Origin of the sequence: Anabaenopsis tanganyikae CS-531, from assembly GCF_029891675.1 — a bacterium.
Classification (GTDB): Bacteria; Cyanobacteriota; Cyanobacteriia; order Cyanobacteriales; family Nostocaceae; genus Anabaenopsis; species Anabaenopsis arnoldii.
The window spans coordinates 1-18,483 of record NZ_JANQDF010000055.1 but is presented as its reverse complement, the minus strand read 5'-3'; the positions used below and the strand labels follow the sequence as shown (position 1 = coordinate 18,483).

The window sequence follows — 18,483 nt, the reverse complement described above, 5'->3', positions numbered from 1 at the left end:
CAAGACATCCCTCTAGTTAATGTAGTTAATCCCAACTCTCCCATTGGAGAAACTACATCATCACCCAGTGTCAGCTTACCAGTAGTTTCCGCTGAAAAATCTTTCCCAAATCAATCCTCACAAGACATCCCTCTAGTTAATCAACTATCCCCGTCAAAATTTACGGACCCTTTAATCGATTTAGTGAAAAAAAATAATACTATTTCTCCGGTTATTGACAGCTTAAACTCTACTATTAATATTCAAAATTATACATCAAATTTAAACACGCCAATTCAGCCAAAATTAAGAAATACATTAGTAGTTTATTCGAGAGCTAAAAAGCCAAAATCAGCTGATAATGAACAAATTTTATTATTCGAGCAGTTACAGACAAAAAAACCTTCAGTTGTGGCTGAAAATGCAGAAGATAGTCACCAAACTACTAGTGTTAATGATAAACTTGATTTACCAATAGTAAAAGTTAATTCTGAGTCATATTTACCTGAATTAGAACCATTAATATGGTCTAATTATCCTATTGCTAAAGAAAAGGTAAATAACTTAAATAGTGAACAAATAGCTCACCAGAAAAATTTGATTTCAAAAGATAATCATAGCACATCATCCCATCAGTCACCAAATCATATCAGCAATATTATTCCGGTAAACGAAACAACAAATATATCCTATTCTTCTGTTAATTCACATCCTCCTCCAATTAACCAAAGTCAAAAAACATCACTAGAAGGAGTAAGTATACCACCTCAGATTAATGTTGATGATTTAGTAGAAAAAGTAGAACGTAGAATCATGCGCAGACTAGTTATAGAAAGTGAACGGAGAGGGAAAAGGAAATGGCGCTAGAAAAGTTAAAAATTAAAGCCGAAAAAAGTAGTGAGGGAGATTTCGCCGATGAAATCGAAGTTTTGTTTAATCCTAACCAAGTACAAATTAATAAAACTGGTTGGACAATTGGCGAAAAAGGTCTAATTCCTTCTAAGGATTTAGCAACATTAACCATAGAGTTATTCTTTGATACCACTCTCACAGGTTCTCCTCCGGAAAATGTCCAACAATACACCAAAAAAGTTTTTAATTTAACTCGTCCCAGAATTGGGACAAGCGAGAAAAGACCACCTCGATGTAAGCTAACTTGGGGAACTATTGGGGGAAAAGATAGCGTTTTATTACCCGATGGTGTTTTAGAAAGTGTGACGAAAACTCTAACCCAGTTTTTGGAAGATGGTACACCGGTGCGCGCTACTTTGAATTGTGTGTTTAGAGAGTGGACGGAACCAGAAAAACAACAGAAGGAAGAGAATTTAATTGATGACCCGGTTCGTATTGTTAAAAGAGGAGAAACCCTCAGCAGTATTGCTCATGAAGAATATGGAGATCCTAATTTATGGCGAATAATTGCAGCGGAAAACCAGCTAGATAATCCCCGTAAAATACCACCGGGGTTAGTTTTGACGATTCCACCTTTGCGAATTGAAAGTTACACTTAAAGGAGGGAAATATGTCTGATTATGGTGGTGCAAAAACTCTTTCTCCTAATATTAAAGTTTTAATTAAAGGACAGAAGCTTTCTGCTCAAGCGAGTGCTGATTTAATTTCAGCGAAAGTATATGAAGATATAGAAGCACCAAGTATGTTTACCTTGGAATTTGCTAGTTGGGATTTAGCTAAGGGTAAATTAACTTGGATTGATGATGATTTATTTGAAATTGGTAATGAAGTAGAAATTCAAATGGGTTATGAGAATCAATTAAGAACGGTAATTGTGGGAGAAATTACGGGATTAGAACCTGAGTTTCTCCAAAGTTCTGCGCCGATATTAGTAGTAAGGGGACATGATATGCGTCACCGTTTGTTACGAGGGACTAAAACAAAATCCTATGCGAAAATGAAAGATAGTGATATTGCTAGTCAAATCGCTAGAGCTAGGGGACTATCACCAAAAGTTAAGGATACTGATGTGAAACATGAGTATGTTTTGCAGCATAATCAAACTGATTGGGATTTTCTCCAAAGTCGTGCAGAACGCATTGGCTATGAAGTAGTTATTGATAAGAAAACATTATATTTTCAACCTCCACAAAACGATGGTCAAAAGGTTGTAACTTTAAAGTTTGAAGAAAATTTACGGGAATTTTTACCCCGGTTAAGTACGATGTCTCAGGTGGAAGAGGTGGAAGTAAAGGGATGGATACCGGAAGATAAAAAAGAAGTTATAGGTAAAGCTGCTGCAGGTAAAGAAGGAAGTAAAATGGGGGGTAAAACTACTGGACCAAAGGCGGTAGAAAGCTTTGGTAAATCTGTTTCTACTGTAGTTATTCAACCAGTAGCTAGCAAGGAAGAAGCTGATCAAATAGCTTTAGGACAGTTTAAAGATATGGCGATCGCCTATATAAACGCTGAAGGAACTTGTCCGGGAATTCCTACTTTGAGAATTGCCAAAGTTATCGAAGTAACTGGAGTGGGAAAGCGATTTAGTGGAATGTATTATGTGACATCAACCGAACATAATTACTCGGAATCCCAGGGTTATAGTACTTTATTTACTGCCAGGAGAACCGCATCATGATGGGAATAGATTTGTTATTACCAGATGACCCCAATGTTCGCTTTTATGGTGTCACTATTGGCGTGGTTACTAATATTAAAGACCCCGATGGAGTAGGGCGAATTAAGGTCAAGTTCCCCTGGTTATCAGATGAAGATGAAAGCGCTTGGGCTAGGGTTATGACTCCCATGGCGGGAGAAGATAGGGGATTTTACTTTTTACCTGAAGTTGATGATGAAGTTTTAGTGGCTTTTGAACATGGTGATATTGCCTTTCCTTATATTTTAGGCAGTTTATGGAATGGTAAGGATAAACCACCTTTAGAAAATGATGATGGGGAAAATAATATCCGCATGATTAAATCCCGCAGTGGTCATAAAATTGTTTTAGATGATACGGAAGATAAAGAGAAAATTATTATTGAGGATAAAAGTGGTAAAAACATAATTACCATTGATTGTGAGAAAAATTCCCTCAGTGTTCAAATAGAAGAAGACATCAATATTGAAGCTAAGGGAAAAATTACTATCAAAAGTACAGACAAAGATATTGCCATTGAATGTAAGAATCTGGAAATTAAGACTCAACAAGAATGTAAAATAGAAGCGGGTTCAAATTGCAGCATTGAAGCTAAATCTAAAGCGGAATTTGCAGCTAAGTCAGGCTTAGAAATTACCTGTGCTGCGGGAGTCAAGGTTAATAACGGGGCCTTGGAGGTGATGTAATGGATATTGATTTTTTAGGGGTAGGTTGGACCTATCCTGTACAGTTTGATGATCACAAAAAACTGGTAATGGCAAAGTACGAAGATTGTGTACGTCAGTCAATTTGGGCAATTTTGAGTACCGCCAGGGGTGAACGTGTCATGCGTCCTAATTTTGGCTGTCGAATTCATGATCGCGTTTTTGCACCCAATAGCGCCGGTACAGTCGGCGAAATCATTAGTGATGTACGTTCGGCTCTAGTGGAGTGGGAACCGCGCATAGATATTTTAAATATTGATTTGCTTTCCCATCCCTCTCAACCTAATGTGCTGCACATTTCCATTAATTATCAAGTTCGCACCACTAATAATGCCTTTAATTTAGTTTATCCTTTCTATTTACAGTAGCGAATTATGTCTATTCCTCCACCTAAAATTGACCAACGCAGCTATGAAGATTTGGTTGCACAAACCCAAGCTTTAGTTAATAAATATACAGGTAAAGATTTTAACAAATCAGATGCGGGTTCAGCACTAACGCGGATTTTCAGCCGCATGGCTACAGTAGTCAGCGATCGCCTCAATCGCGTTCCCGACCGCAACTTACTAGCATTTCTCAACTTAATTGGGACTCAACAAACCCCACCCCAACCCGCTAGAGTCCCCCTCACTTTTAGTTTAGCAGGCCGTAGTCCTGTAGATTCCCTTGTTCCCGCCCATACCCAAATCTCAGCACCGCCTGTAGAAAACGAGAAACAAGAGGTTATCTTTGAAACCGAACAAGATTTGTTAGTTACCGGGACGAAATTACAAGCAATGTTTGTCATAGAAGACCGGGATTATTACAGCGATCGCACTCAACACACCATTCCTGCTATCGCTCACCAAAATCAACCATTTTTAGCCTTTACTGGTCATCAACCAGTTGAGCATTATTTATATATCAATTGTGAAGAAATTTTTCAGATTCCCGAATTAACAACTGCTACTATCACCATACATACTGATAGCCCAAACAGTGCCATTAAACTGCAAGCATTACTCGATATATGGTTTTATTGGGATGCAAAACAATGGCAAACATTAAGCAATGTACAAACCCAAGCAGATGCAGCACAATTAATTATTACTTTAACACATTTACCCAAATTAATGCCTGTGGAAATCAACGGGCAGAAAGCAAAATGGTTAAAAGTCGCTTTGATACCACACAACCGGCAAAATTTACCCGAAATCACCCAAATTAATTTCAGTGTTAATATTAATCATACCCAAACCCCCAAACTCTGTTTATTTAACACCTCTTCCCTAGATTTAAGCAAAGAATTTTACCCCTTTGGGACTACACCCCTGCGTAACGATACTTTTTCTATTCCTCTCGATAATGAATATATTAAACCCGGAGTCGCTATCATCATTGATGCTAAATTGAGTCATCAACCGACTTATACCCAAGACTTGGAAATTATTTGGGAAATAGGTAACCGGCAAGAATGGCAAATTATTGAAACAACAACTAATGAAAATCAATTTAGATGGGATAATAACTCATCACCCATTAAGTTTATAGAAAATAGTACATCAACTACCTTTCAATTTCCCCAAAATTTACCAGAATTAGCTGAGAATCAGGAAGAAAATTATTATTGGATTCGTGCCAGAATTACTAACGGTATTTATGGCAGAAAAGGCAGAGAAAGAAAATATGTTGTCTATAATGATGTTACCCTAGTTGCTCAAAATATCAGCTCTGGACAATCAGAAATATACGTTGATAGTGTCGATGAATTAGACATTGACAATATTATCCGCCTGCAAACTTCTGGGGGTGAAATTCTCCAAGAAGAAATTAAAATTATTGGCAAAGTAGAAGCACAAAGAAAGCTAATTTTAGAGAACACCACCCGGAATGCTTACACAGCTGGTAGTCGGGTTTTAAGTAAATTTACCATGGCGGAAAATACTCCTGATACCTTTGATCCCCCTGTAGTGGAATCGGTAAGCATTACTTATACAGTTGCTTTAGAAAAACCTGCCTTTTATTATGCCTACAATGATTTTATCTATTGTGAAGGCACTCCTGTATTAGTGAGATTATCTCAAGCTGCTCAACCAGGGGAAACTATCATACATCTGGATGATGTCAGCCCCTTTAAAATCGGTGAGTTCCTTAAATTTGATGATAATCACCCAGAAAAACAGCAAATTGAACTCATTGATGGCGATCGCAACTTAGTTATTTTCACCAAACCCCTCAATTATCATCATCAACGTGCGGGTAGAGTCATCCGTTGTTTTCATCCCTTAACACCCCGACTTAACCGTGACTCTGCTTTGTATTTGGGATTTAATCAACCATTTCCCCATCGTCCCAACACACTTTACTTGCAAATCGAACCCCCAAGACAAGAAGAAGTTTTACCCAACGCCAACCGGGGGACAACTGACATTAATTTACACAGAATTGCTTGGGAGTATCCTAGCCCTAGGGGATGGGAACCCTTAATTGTCCAGGATGAAACCCAAGCCTTTGTCCAAAAAGGTTTAATTCAATTTATCGGACCTACAGACTTTATTCCCTTACCTTACTTTGGTAAACCACTGTATTGGTTACGCGCTCGGAAACAGCCAAATAATTGGGAAAATCTGCCCTTTAGCTTGATATATATCTTTAATTGGGCATTAGGATTTCAACGGTTAAGACTATACGGATTAATGCGCTACCTTTTTCAACAACTAGCCATTTCTGCCGATTTTACCGTACCTCCCCGGCTGCGTTCTGTCCGCACTAATACTGTTTGGGCAAGTCAAACTATTACCTTAGAAAATGAGATTTTAGGTTCTAGTAATAACGAACCCAAACAAGTATTTACTACCACCCATTCCCCCATTCTCCTGGGACAAAAATTAGAAATTCAAGAAGGGAGAATCCCACCTGATGACGAACGCCTTATTGCACAAGCATCAGGAAATATTGTACCTGTGATAGATGAAACCGGGCGGTTAGTAGAAGTGTGGATACCTTGGGAAGAAGTACCAGATTTTTATAGTTCTAGCCCTAAAGACCGTCATTATGTTCTTGACCGCCAAACCGGGAAAATTTACTTTGGTGATGGACAAGCGGGGATGATTCCCCCACGAGGACGTAACAATATTAGGTTAAGTAAATACTGTACTGGAGGCGGTATTCAAGGCAATCGCGCCCCCCAAACCATCGCTGAACTCAAAACCACTATTCCCTATATAGACAGTGTAATTAATTGGGAGGCTGCTACAGGAGGAAACGAGCAAGAATCTTTAGACAAACTCAAAGAGCGATCGCCTAAACGACTGCGCCACCGTAACCGCGCCGTCACCGCCCAGGATTTTGAAGACCTAGTTTATGAAGCATCTATAGATATAGCTAGGGTAAAAATTATCACCCCAGAAATGATGTTTCCTGATTATAATCCCTTGCTAGAAGAACTCTGGCTAGAACCTGATGGTACATCTAAGGCAGCTTTACAAGAAAATCACATCAAAGTTTTCAATCACGAAATTCGCGCTGGTCGGGTCTTAGTCATTATCGTTCCCTATGGTGAAGAACGCCAACCCACCCCCACACTAGCATTACTCAATCGCGTGCGGAATTATTTACAAGCCCGATTTGTCCCCACAATTACCCTACTAGTCTCAGGACCCAAATGGCAAGAAATCAGAGTAATTACGGAAATTGTCCCCGTGGCTGTAGAAAATGCTGATGCGGTCAAACTAGCTGTAATCGATCGCATACATAGTTTTTTACATCCCCTCACAGGGGGAGATCAGGGAAAGGGATGGAGTTTTGGCCGTAAACCTCATCATTCTGACCTTTATGCTGTCCTGGAAAAAGTACCAGGAGTTAAGTATGTCCGCGCCCTAGATATTCAACCTGTCGATGCAGTCATCGATATCCAGACCATGATTTACTCAGGTCAACATATCGTCACCTTAAAACTACCAGGAGACACTTAAACCATGACATTACCCTTACCCAACCTGGACGATCGCACCTATACCGACCTAGTACAAGAAGCCATTGGCCTCATTCCCAGTGAAGCCCCCGAATGGACAGATCACAACCCCTCAGATACAGGAATTATCCTGATTGAATTATTCGCCTGGTTAACAGAAATGGTGTTATATCGCACCAATCAAATTACCAATCGCAACCAATCCGCCTTTTTAACACTACTTCAAGGAGAACCTTACAAATTACAAGCAGCAAAATCAACCAGTCAACAGAATGCCATTTTACAAGCAGAAATTCAGAAAACACTAGTACAAATACGGCAACGTTACCGAGCCGTCACCGCCACAGACTTTGAGCAAATCATCTTATTTGACTGGTTGCAAACCAAAACAGCCGCATGCTGGGGAGAAGCTGCGATCATGGCGCGGGTAAATTGTTTACCAGAAAGAGACTTGGAAAATGCAGACATTAACCAGCTAGTAGAAGCACATATTACCTTAGTCGTCTTACCCAAAATCCAGACTCCAGACACAGAAATTATTAAAAAAACAATTAAAAAATTTCTTGATCAAAGAAGACTAATTAGCACCCGTCTGCACATAGTCGAACCCAACTATGTCAACATTAAAGTTGCGGTCACCTTATATTTACATGATAGTGCCTCATATCAGGCAGTGCAAACAGAAGCCAAACGCCGACTCACAGGTTTCTTTAATCCTTTCCCCAGTCCAGAATATTGGCAAAATCAAGGTTATCCCTTTGGCAGAGATATTTATGTTTCTGAACTTTATGAATTATTTGATCATTTACCAGGAGTTGATTATGTAGAACAAATTCACATCAGCGAATTTGAACCACATCGACAGCAAATCAACGCCCAAAATCAACTCACCGCCATTTCCTTACAAGAAAATGAATTAGTCACACTAGAGATTGGTGAAATTACCACAATGCAACGTTTAGGAGACAAATGGAAAAAGAACGACTAAGTAGTTATTTAGAATATCTACCAGCTTATCTGGAAACAGATCCCTTTTTAGGTAGATTTTTACTCGCCTTTGAAAATATTCTCAGTGGATTTAATGAGGAAGAAACAGATTTTACACCCCAAATTGTTGACAAAAATACAGCCTCCCCCTGGGGTTTAGAAACCCTGATTGATCAAATTCACACCTATTTTGACCCCCAACAAACCCCAGCGGAATTTTTACCCTGGTTAGCCGGATGGGTAGCTTTAAGTTTGCGGGATGATTGGGATGAGAAAACCAAACGCCAATTTATTAGTAAGATAGTTCCCCTGTACAAATTTCGGGGAACAGTTAGCGGCATGAAAAATATGCTGCAAATTTATTTAGAAAGTTTCGGTTTGACTTATCCCCAACGGACAATTTCTATATTTGAATTTGACAACAAACCCCATTATTTTCAAGTTCAACTGGCCTTACCCAGCAATCAAGTTATTGACCCAGAGAGATATTGGCGAGAATTCCGTATTTCTAAAGGAATTATTGACCAAGAAAAACCCGCCCATACTTATTATGCTTTAAGAATCTTAACACTCACCATGCAAATTACCCAAGCATGGGGAGGTTGTTACCCCTTTATTTTATTTGATGCACCCCCAGAACAAAAATTTCAAATTCAGGCCAGGATTCAACTCGATAATTACCCGCCAGAACATCCCCTAGAAAAAGAAATATTAATTCGTATTCAGGGAAAAAACTTACCCCTAGAACCCAATGGCAGCCAGATGGGGCCTGATGTCAGACAAACTGTATTTTATCAGCAATTTATTGGCAATCCTGATGGTTTTTTTATTGCCCTATCTAATTTAAGCAGTGAACAACTCACAGGTAAAATTACCGTTCAAGTTAACTTTCATCTCAACCGGCAACAATATTCCCACATTATCTTTGATTCCCTACCCTTTGACTTAGAACCTAACTTAAGAATTTATCGCCCCCTGAATCAATTAGAATTAATGCCGGGAAATACTCGCCTGGACTCCGAACCAGAACAAACCTTACATCTTTGTCCAGAACCCCCCTTAAACATTCATCAGCCCCAAATCACACCGATAGATGGTAATACTCGCCTGGGTGCGAGAGTCGGTGAAACCATGCGTTTAGTCCATGATGCCAGGCTAAGAATTTACAAACCCAGACCATTATGGCACAGCATGGAAGGTAATACTCGCTTAGGTAACCAAGTGGGTGCATCCTTGCAAATTCCCACAAACGCTGAACAGACCCAATTAAAAATTTACCGTCGCCATCAAGAAAACAAAATTGGTAATACATTGATCGGGACTAAAATCGGCGCAACCATGCGACTGGTTCCTAACTCCCAATGGTTAGAAAGAATTTACCGCTTTAAATTATTTGATTCTCCAGCCAAAAAGAAAATAGAAATAGAAACAATTGTCGAACTTACAGGAGTAGCAGAAACCGCAGGAGAAAAAATAGCCAGACTTTTAACATTAAGAATTCAATCTTGTACTTCCACCTTTAGACCCTTAATGCCTAACTTAGAATTTTCCGCCCAAGGAATACGGGGGACACACCAAGTTAGCTATCAGCGTTTTTTGGAGAATCCCAAAGGGTTTTATGTCGTCTTATCTAACGTTAATGACTGTCCAGTGTCAGGTAAAATCACCATCAAAATCAACTTTAATCTCAATCAACAACCGGTTTCTCAAGTCATTGTAGAACAAGAGTTTAATTTGAGTCCCAGGGTGAATGTACTGGAAATTTGTCGGTTAAACAATAACGGACGAGTACAAGGTAACACCATCATTGGTAGAGTTACCCCCCAAATGCTCAAGGATGCCACAATTAAAGAAGAAGCTTGGGTAGATTGATGAACATTAATTAATTTTTTTATCCCAATTATTATGTCAGACTATATTTTAACCACAGGCGACATCGCCATGTTTAACCCCCCATTTGGACAAGCAATTGTCACCGTAATTCCTGGTAATATAGTGGGGTCGAGTAAAAACATGATTAACAAAAAAATGGTGTGTGTTGATGGGGATGAAAAAAGCGTCATCGTTCCCGGTTGTCCCTATATGACCCCCTCACATCCCATTCCCGGCGTAGGAATCCTTTCCATAGACTCCCTCGCCCCCAATCAAAAAGCCCTGAGAACCAAATGTAACAGCAAACCCGTTTTACTCAAAGGAAGTACATTTAAAGCTAAATTTCAAGTTGTTGTTCCCGCACAGCAACCCACACCCGGCGGACCTGTTCCGGACCCCACACCCCAATATTCTGGGACTGGGAGTTTTATCACTACTAACTTTCGTGTCAAAGGAACATAAAAGTTAATATTCACATCCACACCAGTCATGAAAAAAGTAGAGGCTAATATTATGGGTACTTTGCGACAAAGCCAAACCAAAAAGACCAAACCCACAGCCCAACAACCAAGCCCATCTCACAATAACCGCGATATCCATCCAGCAGAAGAACTACAAGAGATGTTTGGTAACAGAGCCCTAGGTCGGCTGATTTCCTCCCCAAGTTCGCCGCATCAACCACCAGATAACTCATTAATTCAACGTCGCCCTTTATTTCGTGGTTTGTCCCATGAATTGACAAGTCATAGACAGGGTAATGTGGTACAGACAAAACTAAGAATTCATCAAGCCGGGGATAAATATGAACAAGAAGCTGATCAAGTGGCGGCACAAGTCGTTAAGCAGATAAATCAGCCTGTTTCCCAGCCATTACCTAACCCAGAAATTAAGGCTATTCCCAGCCAAAAATTAATGCGCAAGTCTGTACCTCATCCCACACAGACAATGGTACAGTCTGATGTAGAAGCATCTATCCAAAAAGCAAGAGGGAAAGGAGAATCCCTGCCTCAAAATTTACAGCAACCTTTAGAACAAGCATTTAATGCTGACTTTAGGCAAGTTCGTGTTCACAAAGACAGTCAAGCCCATCATTTTAGTCAATCTCTACAAGCTAAAGCATTTACCACAGGTAAAGATATCTTCTTTCGCCAGGGAGAATATCAACCTAGTAGTCAGCAGGGACAGGAATTAATTGCCCATGAATTAACCCACGTCGTACAGCAAAATAATGGATTAGTGCAAAGACAGGGTGTAATTCAGAAAAAAAATACGGAAGATAAAAGTAAGGTAATTTCAGAAAGAAACGGCACAACAAAGACCACAGAAAGAGAGGAAAAAATTACTAAAGGGATAGAAAAAGAAATTGAAAAAATTAATAAAGCCTCTCCAGAACAAATCGAAAAAGCTGTAAAAGTCATGCAGCAAATAGGTTTTTTTGGTGAATCTACTAAGAAAACTAAAATAGAATCAGATATACTCAATTATAGTTCCGAAACTTCTCTGAAAAAAAGTATAGGAATACAAAATGAAGCCGAATTTAAAGTAGTCATGGATATCGTCAATGGCTTCTCGGCGATCGCTCAAGTATCTAGCAGCATCGGACTAAGTGCTGAACTCTCTACAGAGCATCAAGCAATAATTGGTCAATTCAAGGGAGATTTTAAAGCCAAGCTCAGTACCTTTATGGGTATTAAGGGCGCAGCCAAAGGTGAGGCCAAACTGGGAGCTTTGATAGGTTTAGAACTATCTGGTGAAGCTGAAGCTAAAGCAGGGGTTGAAGGCAATATAGAAATAGAGTTAAGTGGTGAAATCGGTAATTTAAAAGTAGCTGCTGAGTTATCAGGTGAAGCTTTTGCAGGTGCTGAAGCAAAAGCTGATGGCAATTTGAGCATTTCCAAAAAAGGAATAAGTTCATCAGTTAAGCTGGAAGCCTTTGCTGGAGCTAGAGCTTCTGCTAAAGGTAGTAAGTCCCTTTCATACAAAGGTAAAGTTTTAGTTAAACTTTCCGGTGAGGTAGAGGCCCAAGCAGGTATCGGCGCTAAGGTAGAGGGTACTTTTGAATTTAAGGACGGTAAGCTCAAGTTAAGCGGTGGTTTAAGCACAACTCTGGGTATTGGTGGTGGTGTCGATGGTGATATCGAAGTCGATGTCAAAGGAATTGGTAAGGCTATTGCTAGCAAGGTTAAAGATAAGGTCAAGAAGAAAATATTCGCCCGTCTTTCAGCCAGAGGACAGAGAGTCGCTAACAAGGTGTATGAGAAAGGTAAAAAAATATACAAGATAGGTAAATCTATCTATCAATCTGAAAAAAATAGCGATTCTGAATCTTAGTTTCCTTTTAAAGGGGGAAATGGCTCAAAATTATCCCCCTTCTTAGTTTGATTAACCAAAAATGTTTATCAGAAAAAGCAGGAAAATATGACAGAATTACCCCCAATGGTAACTTATTTAAATGAGGAAATAGGAATATCTATTTCCGTACCAGAAAACTGGAGTGGAGAAATCATTAGTGAATTGCAATTTAGAATCTTTGGCGAACCAGAAACGGGTTTTGAAGATTATTTCGATGAGTATCGTTCTACAATGAGTTACAGACTAGGAGAACCTGATAACAATAATCCTGGTTGGTTTGAAACATTGATTAAAGAATCTCTAGAGGAGATGGCACAGGATTATAATGACTTTCAACTCATCAGCGAAGAAAATTTTCCCATAGCAGATCACCCTGCCTATGTGAGACACTACGAGTGGACGGAAGAAAATACCGGGTTGCGGCTCTCCCAACTACAATCTTTAATTAAATTAAATGATTCTAGTTTTTACCTCATCAATGCGGCCACTTTAAAACCATTAGCAGAAAAATATTTACCAATATTTAATGCAATTCTGCAATCAACAAAAATTACCAGGTAAAGTTCAATAATTCCCTTGACTATCATAATGTATGGGGAATAATTTCCTCTTCATTCTCCATACATTATTTTATGAAAATGCTATTAATATTTTGCAATTTTTAAATACTCTCATGTTGATTGAAAGTACATTACCCGGACATATTGGGAACTATAATCAACTATTGCTGCTTCTAGAAAAATTGGATCAACTGCTAGAAAATGCTATAGCATCCGCGGAATTGGCTTATGGTTCAGAAGCGGCTAATAACCCATATCACGGAATACAAATCAATGACGCACAAGTTCAAAGGTTGCTGGACAGAGAACCGGGAATACCAATATTGACAATTAAAGAATCTGCGGTTAAAGAATTTTTTACTGATAGGACTCAGGAAAATTCTGGGTTAGCCTGGCTACAGGATAATTTTAATTTATCAGATTTTGATATCAATATTATCGCGATCGCACTGGCTCCAGAACTAGACCGCCGCTATGAAAGACTTTACGCCTATCTCCAAGATGATATCCGCTGTAAACGCCCCACGGTAGATTTAGCCCTGAATTTACTGTGTAGTTCAGCCATAGAGAAATTATCCCGCCGGGTTCATTTTAGTGCTAGTGCGCCCCTAATTACTCATGATTTACTCCACCTTTCCCCAGAATCTCACCAAACAGATCCTCCCCTACTAGCCCATAATCTTAAACTCGATGCCCAAGTTATTCAAATATTATTAGGAGAACAGGGAATTGATAGCAGACTTGTGGGCTTTTGTCAACTAATTACCCCTAAATTTAATTTAGATAATTTACCTTTAAAACCAGAATTTAAGCAAGGTCTACTCGCTATCATCACCGCTAATTGGCAAGCAGGTAAACCCCTCAATTTATATTTTCCAGGTGAGGATAAATCAGGGAAACGTCACACCGCTGAGGCGATCGCCCAATCATTGGGAGTACCTTTATTAATCGCAGCATTGGGGCGGATTGTGGAGAACAAAGGGGAATTTGCAACAAATATAAAATTATTATTCCGGGAAGCTTGGTTTAAAAATGCTCTGCTGTATATAGAAGATTTAGATGTTTTGCAAACTAAAGAAAATGCTCTTTTATATCACACCTTCATCCAGCAGTTAACAGCATATCCTCTAGTTACTATCCTTGGGGGTATTAAACCGGGGGTAAATACTGCAAATACAGCCATAACAGTAATTACCATTCCCTTTGTCATCCCCAATTTTGAACAGCGTCGTTTTTATTGGCAAAATTACTTACAAGCCGCAGCTATTACCCTGGATGAGCTAGAATTGGATAGCTTAAGCGATCGCTTTCGTCTCACCTGTGAACAGATAGCCAATGCTGTGGCCACCGCAATTCATCAAGTCACCTGGAAAACTACAGTATCAGGGTTTGGTGACAGAAAATCTACTCAACAACAACCGATCACATTAAGTGATTTATTTACAGCAGTCAGAAGCCTATCAGGACAAGATTTAGGCAGTCTAGCCCGTCACATTCAACCCAAGTATACTTGGGAAGATATTGTATTACCAGATAATCAAAAGAATTTATTAAGAGAAATTTGTAATCAAGTCAAGCATCAGCATTTAGTCTGGGAAAAGTGGGGCTTTACCAGTAAATTATCCCAAGGTAGGGGGTTAAATGTCATGTTTTCTGGAACCCCAGGAACAGGTAAAACCATGGCCGCGGAAATCATCGCCCAAGAATTACAACTTGATTTATATAAAATTGACCTCTCCCAAATTGTGAGTAAATATATTGGGGAAACAGAAAAGAACCTCAATCACATTTTTACTGCTGCTACCCATGCCAATGCTATTCTTTTATTTGATGAAGCAGATGCCCTCTTTGGTAAACGCAGTGAAGTCAAAGATGCCCATGATCGTTATGCTAACCTAGAAATCAGTTATTTATTGCAGAAAATGGAAGAGTACGAGGGGATAACCATTCTCACAACCAATCTGCGCATGAATATGGATGATGCTTTTGTACGACGACTGCGATTTATTATTGATTTCCCCTTTCCCAATGAAAAGCAACGATACCAGATTTGGGAAAAAATATTTCCCCCCAACTTACCCTGTAGTCATGATTTAGATTTAAATTTTCTCGCCCGTAATTTTGAACTCACAGGGGCTAATATTCGTAATATTGCTTTAGCTGCTGCATTTCTGGCCGCAGATGATAGCCAAGAAATTAAAATGTCTCATTTAATCCAAGCAGTCCGTCGTGAGTATCAAAAAATGGGTAAAATTCTCAAAGGTTTGTAAAACAGCGGTTCACCCTCCCATAGTCATATCAGTTTCAATATGTTGATCTAAACCTAACTCAGCTAGTGCAACTTGGGTTTCTTGGATTTTTTCCGGTGTCAATTCTCCCTCGACTACAAACTCTATTTTTAGTCTCAACTTCAAATTAGGATCAGCAGCAAATTTACTAATTGCTTTAGTATAAAAACTCATATATTTTCCGTTGGGGACTTCACCACTCCACTTTAATAATCTTGGTAATACAACTGGTGCAGCGGCTATTGTTTCCGGCTCCTCCTTGGATGATTTAGTATTATTGCTTACATAGAGTACAGGAGCCTCCGCCACAGTATTGGTGAGACTGGTCGTATTAACTGGGGTATTGGTAGTAGGTTCCGGGGTTGGTGTTGATGGGTTTTCAGCCACAGCTAAGGCTGCTTGATAACCTTGGGCTGTTTCTGTGGTAATAATAAACATATCCTCGGAAATTTCCACATCCCTAGGGTTCAAGCTGGTTTGATAGTGGAAAGGGTCGTAAATCCCATTACTGGTTTTACCCACATAGGCTAAAGTCCCATTTTTAACCCCACGGGCGATCGCATCTTTGACAGCATCACTATTTAACAGTCGGGGAAATAGTGGGGAGGCAAAAAAAGCATCCCGGACAGCTTTCGTACTCCATTCTGTGAAAGCTGGAGGCCAATTTTTGACTAAAAAGCGGGGGGTGATACTATCAGTCACATGGTCACTTTGACGTAACTTATTAATAATTAACTTAACTAGTTTATCCCCTTGACTAGAGTTAAACTGTCCCAAATCATTGCACTTGATTTCGTTATTTTTATCTAAAAAAGCCACGTGCTTATAAGCATTCCACACACACTCTTTTAAATTCACCTCACATCTTTTGAGATTTTCTTGTAACTGACGGGTTTGATTTTCATCTAATTGTGTCTCCTCCTCCCGTATATCCTCCCAAGCGAGAATCTTTCTGGCCTCTTCTCGCATTTTCCCATCACTATCCGCGATCGCCCAAATGATCCCACTCTTAAAGGTTCTATGGGATGTCCCACATTCCTTAGTCATGGATTCCACCATTTCCATGGTTTGGCTATTTTGCCGAGAATATTCTGGTGCTAATATAACTAAACGTAGAATAGGACTATTGGCGATCGCGGCGGAACTTTCGGGAAACTGCACTAACTCTATACCCAATTCCGGGGTAAACACCTTTTTAATTTCTGCTTTTACCCTCTCAGTAATTCGGGAAGCTTGAATATTAGCGCGACGGTCGGCGAGAATTTTATTTAAATTAGGTGAGAGACTAAAAGAGTACCTATTTTTTTCTATTGACAGATAATAACAACTGGTCGCCAGAGTTTCCAGCACAGTTTCCACATTACCAATATCCAAAGATGGTTCTGCCACAGCTAACCGAATTTCTGGTATAGTAGACTCACTGCGTACAATCCCACCATTAGACTCAAAAAATATCGTCGTTGTTACCTTCTGGTGTAGTCGTGCTTTTTTAATTTGCTGATCAGCTTCTGCATCCAAGCGCACCCCATGGGAATCTTTGCGTCCGCAAATATCCGTAGTCACAACACCTTCTAATCTACTTTCCCCCAATTGTTCCCACAGTGCTGTACGGAAATTTAGGTCATCCAGGGGAGCAGTACCTAAACTAATTAACGCGTCACGGTGTGCGCCTTGATATCCTTTTTGATAAGCATGAGATACCCACAAAGCTAACAGTCTTAAAATTCCCCGAGTGCGTTGGAACCGGGGTAAAACTTGCCATTTACGCTCAAATACTGACAATACACAAGGGTGAAAAGGATAGGTAGCATAAAAAGCCTCTCGCGGAGCATCTACGGGAAACCAGTTAGGTAATTGTTGACGGTGGTCTAATACCCAATCAGCATATTCATTACAAGTATTCACCGCATCCTTGGGTAACATAACTCTACCATCCGTAGTTACAGCCCCAGCATCCCACTCAAACAATCTTCTTCTAATAATTTCCGAGGTTTCCCCAGCTGCTGACATCATGATAGGTTTACCCACCCTATCCAGCATTTTCTTAAATCTTTGTTGGTCGCCCTCATCCTCCGTGGTGTATTCCATTTCCGAAGCGGGAATAGAAACCACTAAGACCACATTATCTAAACTTCTGGCAGTTTCCGACAATGATTGAATAAAATTGTATAAGCTGTTATGATAACCTTTACAACGGTAAGTACTAACATAGTTAAGAATTTCATCCATTAAAATCAAACAAGGTTGATTCTTAGGCAGAAATTGCTTAATCACATCTCCCTTGGGTTCGATAAATTCCCTTTCGTGTTCTGCTAATATAGCTAGTGCAGCCTCACCACCTAACTGATAGGCGATTTCTCCCCATGGTGTTTTGCGTAATGGTGTACCATCCTGTCCACCACGTCCATTAATAGAATCAAATTCAGTCCCCACAAATACAGCTACTGCTGCTGGGGGAACGGAGGGTACACCCGCTGCTTGTAATATCTTTTTTACCCCCGTCCAATGTGCCGCATCAGCCCCACCCAGTCCCAGGTGATATAATAAAGTCAGGGCGTGGGTTTTACCGCCACCGAATTGGGTTGAAAGGTTGAAAACAGCAGAAGTTTGGGTTTTTTCCCCAGATAAACGCCGCACAACTTGGGCTGCAAATTCAGTTAAATATTTAGTTAAATAGGTACGGTCAAAGAATCTGGCTGGTTGTTGATAATCATCAGGTGCTGTTTTATTCCTCACCTGGTCTAAATGTACGGCAAATTCCGCCGCATCTAAAGGTTTACCTTCCCGTAGGTCTTCCCGGGGTGTCAGTCCATCGATTTTATACCAAGGTTTAATATTTGCCATAATTTTAGAAGTTGTTTTATAAGTTTTTCAGGGGGAGCAGGAGAGTAGGGAACGGGGGAAACAATCAAATCCAGTTCCCTCCTTTTACAAGGGGAGGGTGAGGGTGGGGTCAGACAATAAATATTTGATACATTAATCATAACCTTTAAAACATCCCCTCTCAATGTTCCCTGAGCGGAGTCGAAGGAATAGGGGCGATCGCAGTTTCGACTACGCTCATTGTGGTTTCGACTCCGCTCATTGTGGTTTCGACTACGCTCAACCACCGGAATCTGTTCCCTGAGCGTAGTCGAAGGGAACAATCTAATCCAGTTCCCTCCCATCTTGAGGGGAGGGT

The 18,483-nt window shown here is 40.0% G+C and carries 13 protein-coding genes; 12 read left to right on the top strand and 1 reads right to left on the bottom strand.

The window, feature by feature from the left end:
* From NWP22_RS05590 to NWP22_RS05535, 12 genes are all read left to right on the top strand, one after another.
* A partial coding sequence (locus NWP22_RS05590; RefSeq protein ID WP_280801613.1) for a hypothetical protein occupies nucleotides 1–846 on the top strand: 846 nt, incomplete at its 5' end.
* Nucleotides 837–1,490 (top strand): CIS tube protein, encoded by a 654-nt coding sequence (locus NWP22_RS05585; protein WP_271733408.1) that lies wholly within the window; start codon nucleotides 837–839, stop codon nucleotides 1,488–1,490. The genes NWP22_RS05590 and NWP22_RS05585, both read left to right, overlap by 10 nt.
* 11 nt (nucleotides 1,491–1,501) lie before the next feature.
* The gene (locus NWP22_RS05580; protein WP_271733409.1) at nucleotides 1,502–2,569 is read left to right on the top strand and encodes a phage late control D family protein; all 1,068 of its coding nucleotides are present in this window, start codon (nucleotides 1,502–1,504) and stop codon (nucleotides 2,567–2,569) included.
* Entirely contained in the window at nucleotides 2,566–3,273 is a 708-nt protein-coding gene (locus tag NWP22_RS05575; RefSeq protein WP_271733410.1) for a phage baseplate assembly protein V, read from the top strand. The genes NWP22_RS05580 and NWP22_RS05575 overlap by 4 nt, the downstream gene beginning before the upstream one ends.
* Entirely contained in the window at nucleotides 3,273–3,659 is a 387-nt protein-coding gene (locus tag NWP22_RS05570; protein ID WP_280801612.1) for a GPW/gp25 family protein, read from the top strand. Before NWP22_RS05575 ends, NWP22_RS05570 begins: the two co-directional genes overlap by 1 nt.
* 6 nt (nucleotides 3,660–3,665) lie before the next feature.
* Entirely contained in the window at nucleotides 3,666–7,244 is a 3,579-nt protein-coding gene (locus NWP22_RS05565; protein ID WP_280801611.1) for a putative baseplate assembly protein, read from the top strand.
* A 3-nt stretch (nucleotides 7,245–7,247) separates the two neighbouring features.
* Nucleotides 7,248–8,231 (top strand): baseplate J/gp47 family protein, encoded by a 984-nt coding sequence (locus tag NWP22_RS05560; protein WP_271733414.1) that lies wholly within the window; start codon nucleotides 7,248–7,250, stop codon nucleotides 8,229–8,231.
* Nucleotides 8,213–10,102 (top strand): phage tail protein, encoded by a 1,890-nt coding sequence (locus NWP22_RS05555; RefSeq protein WP_271733415.1) that lies wholly within the window; start codon nucleotides 8,213–8,215, stop codon nucleotides 10,100–10,102. Before NWP22_RS05560 ends, NWP22_RS05555 begins: the two co-directional genes overlap by 19 nt.
* A gap of 33 nt (nucleotides 10,103–10,135) precedes the next feature.
* The gene (locus NWP22_RS05550) at nucleotides 10,136–10,564 is read left to right on the top strand and encodes a hypothetical protein (protein WP_271733416.1); all 429 of its coding nucleotides are present in this window, start codon (nucleotides 10,136–10,138) and stop codon (nucleotides 10,562–10,564) included.
* A 27-nt stretch (nucleotides 10,565–10,591) separates the two neighbouring features.
* The gene (locus tag NWP22_RS05545; protein ID WP_280801610.1) at nucleotides 10,592–12,433 is read left to right on the top strand and encodes an eCIS core domain-containing protein; all 1,842 of its coding nucleotides are present in this window, start codon (nucleotides 10,592–10,594) and stop codon (nucleotides 12,431–12,433) included.
* Nucleotides 12,434–12,520: 87 nt separating this feature from the next.
* On the top strand, nucleotides 12,521–13,015 hold the full coding sequence (locus NWP22_RS05540) for a PsbP-related protein (RefSeq protein WP_271733418.1): 495 nt from the start codon (nucleotides 12,521–12,523) through the stop codon (nucleotides 13,013–13,015).
* Between the two features lie 112 nt (nucleotides 13,016–13,127).
* The gene (locus NWP22_RS05535; RefSeq protein WP_271733419.1) at nucleotides 13,128–15,284 is read left to right on the top strand and encodes an AAA family ATPase; all 2,157 of its coding nucleotides are present in this window, start codon (nucleotides 13,128–13,130) and stop codon (nucleotides 15,282–15,284) included.
* A 9-nt stretch (nucleotides 15,285–15,293) separates the two neighbouring features.
* Here the strand turns inward: NWP22_RS05535 and NWP22_RS05530 are convergent, their stop codons facing one another.
* Complete coding sequence (locus tag NWP22_RS05530) at nucleotides 15,294–18,146, bottom strand: ATP-binding protein (RefSeq protein ID WP_280801609.1); 2,853 nt, start codon at nucleotides 18,144–18,146, stop codon at nucleotides 15,294–15,296.
* Nucleotides 18,147–18,483: the final 337 nt, after the last annotated feature.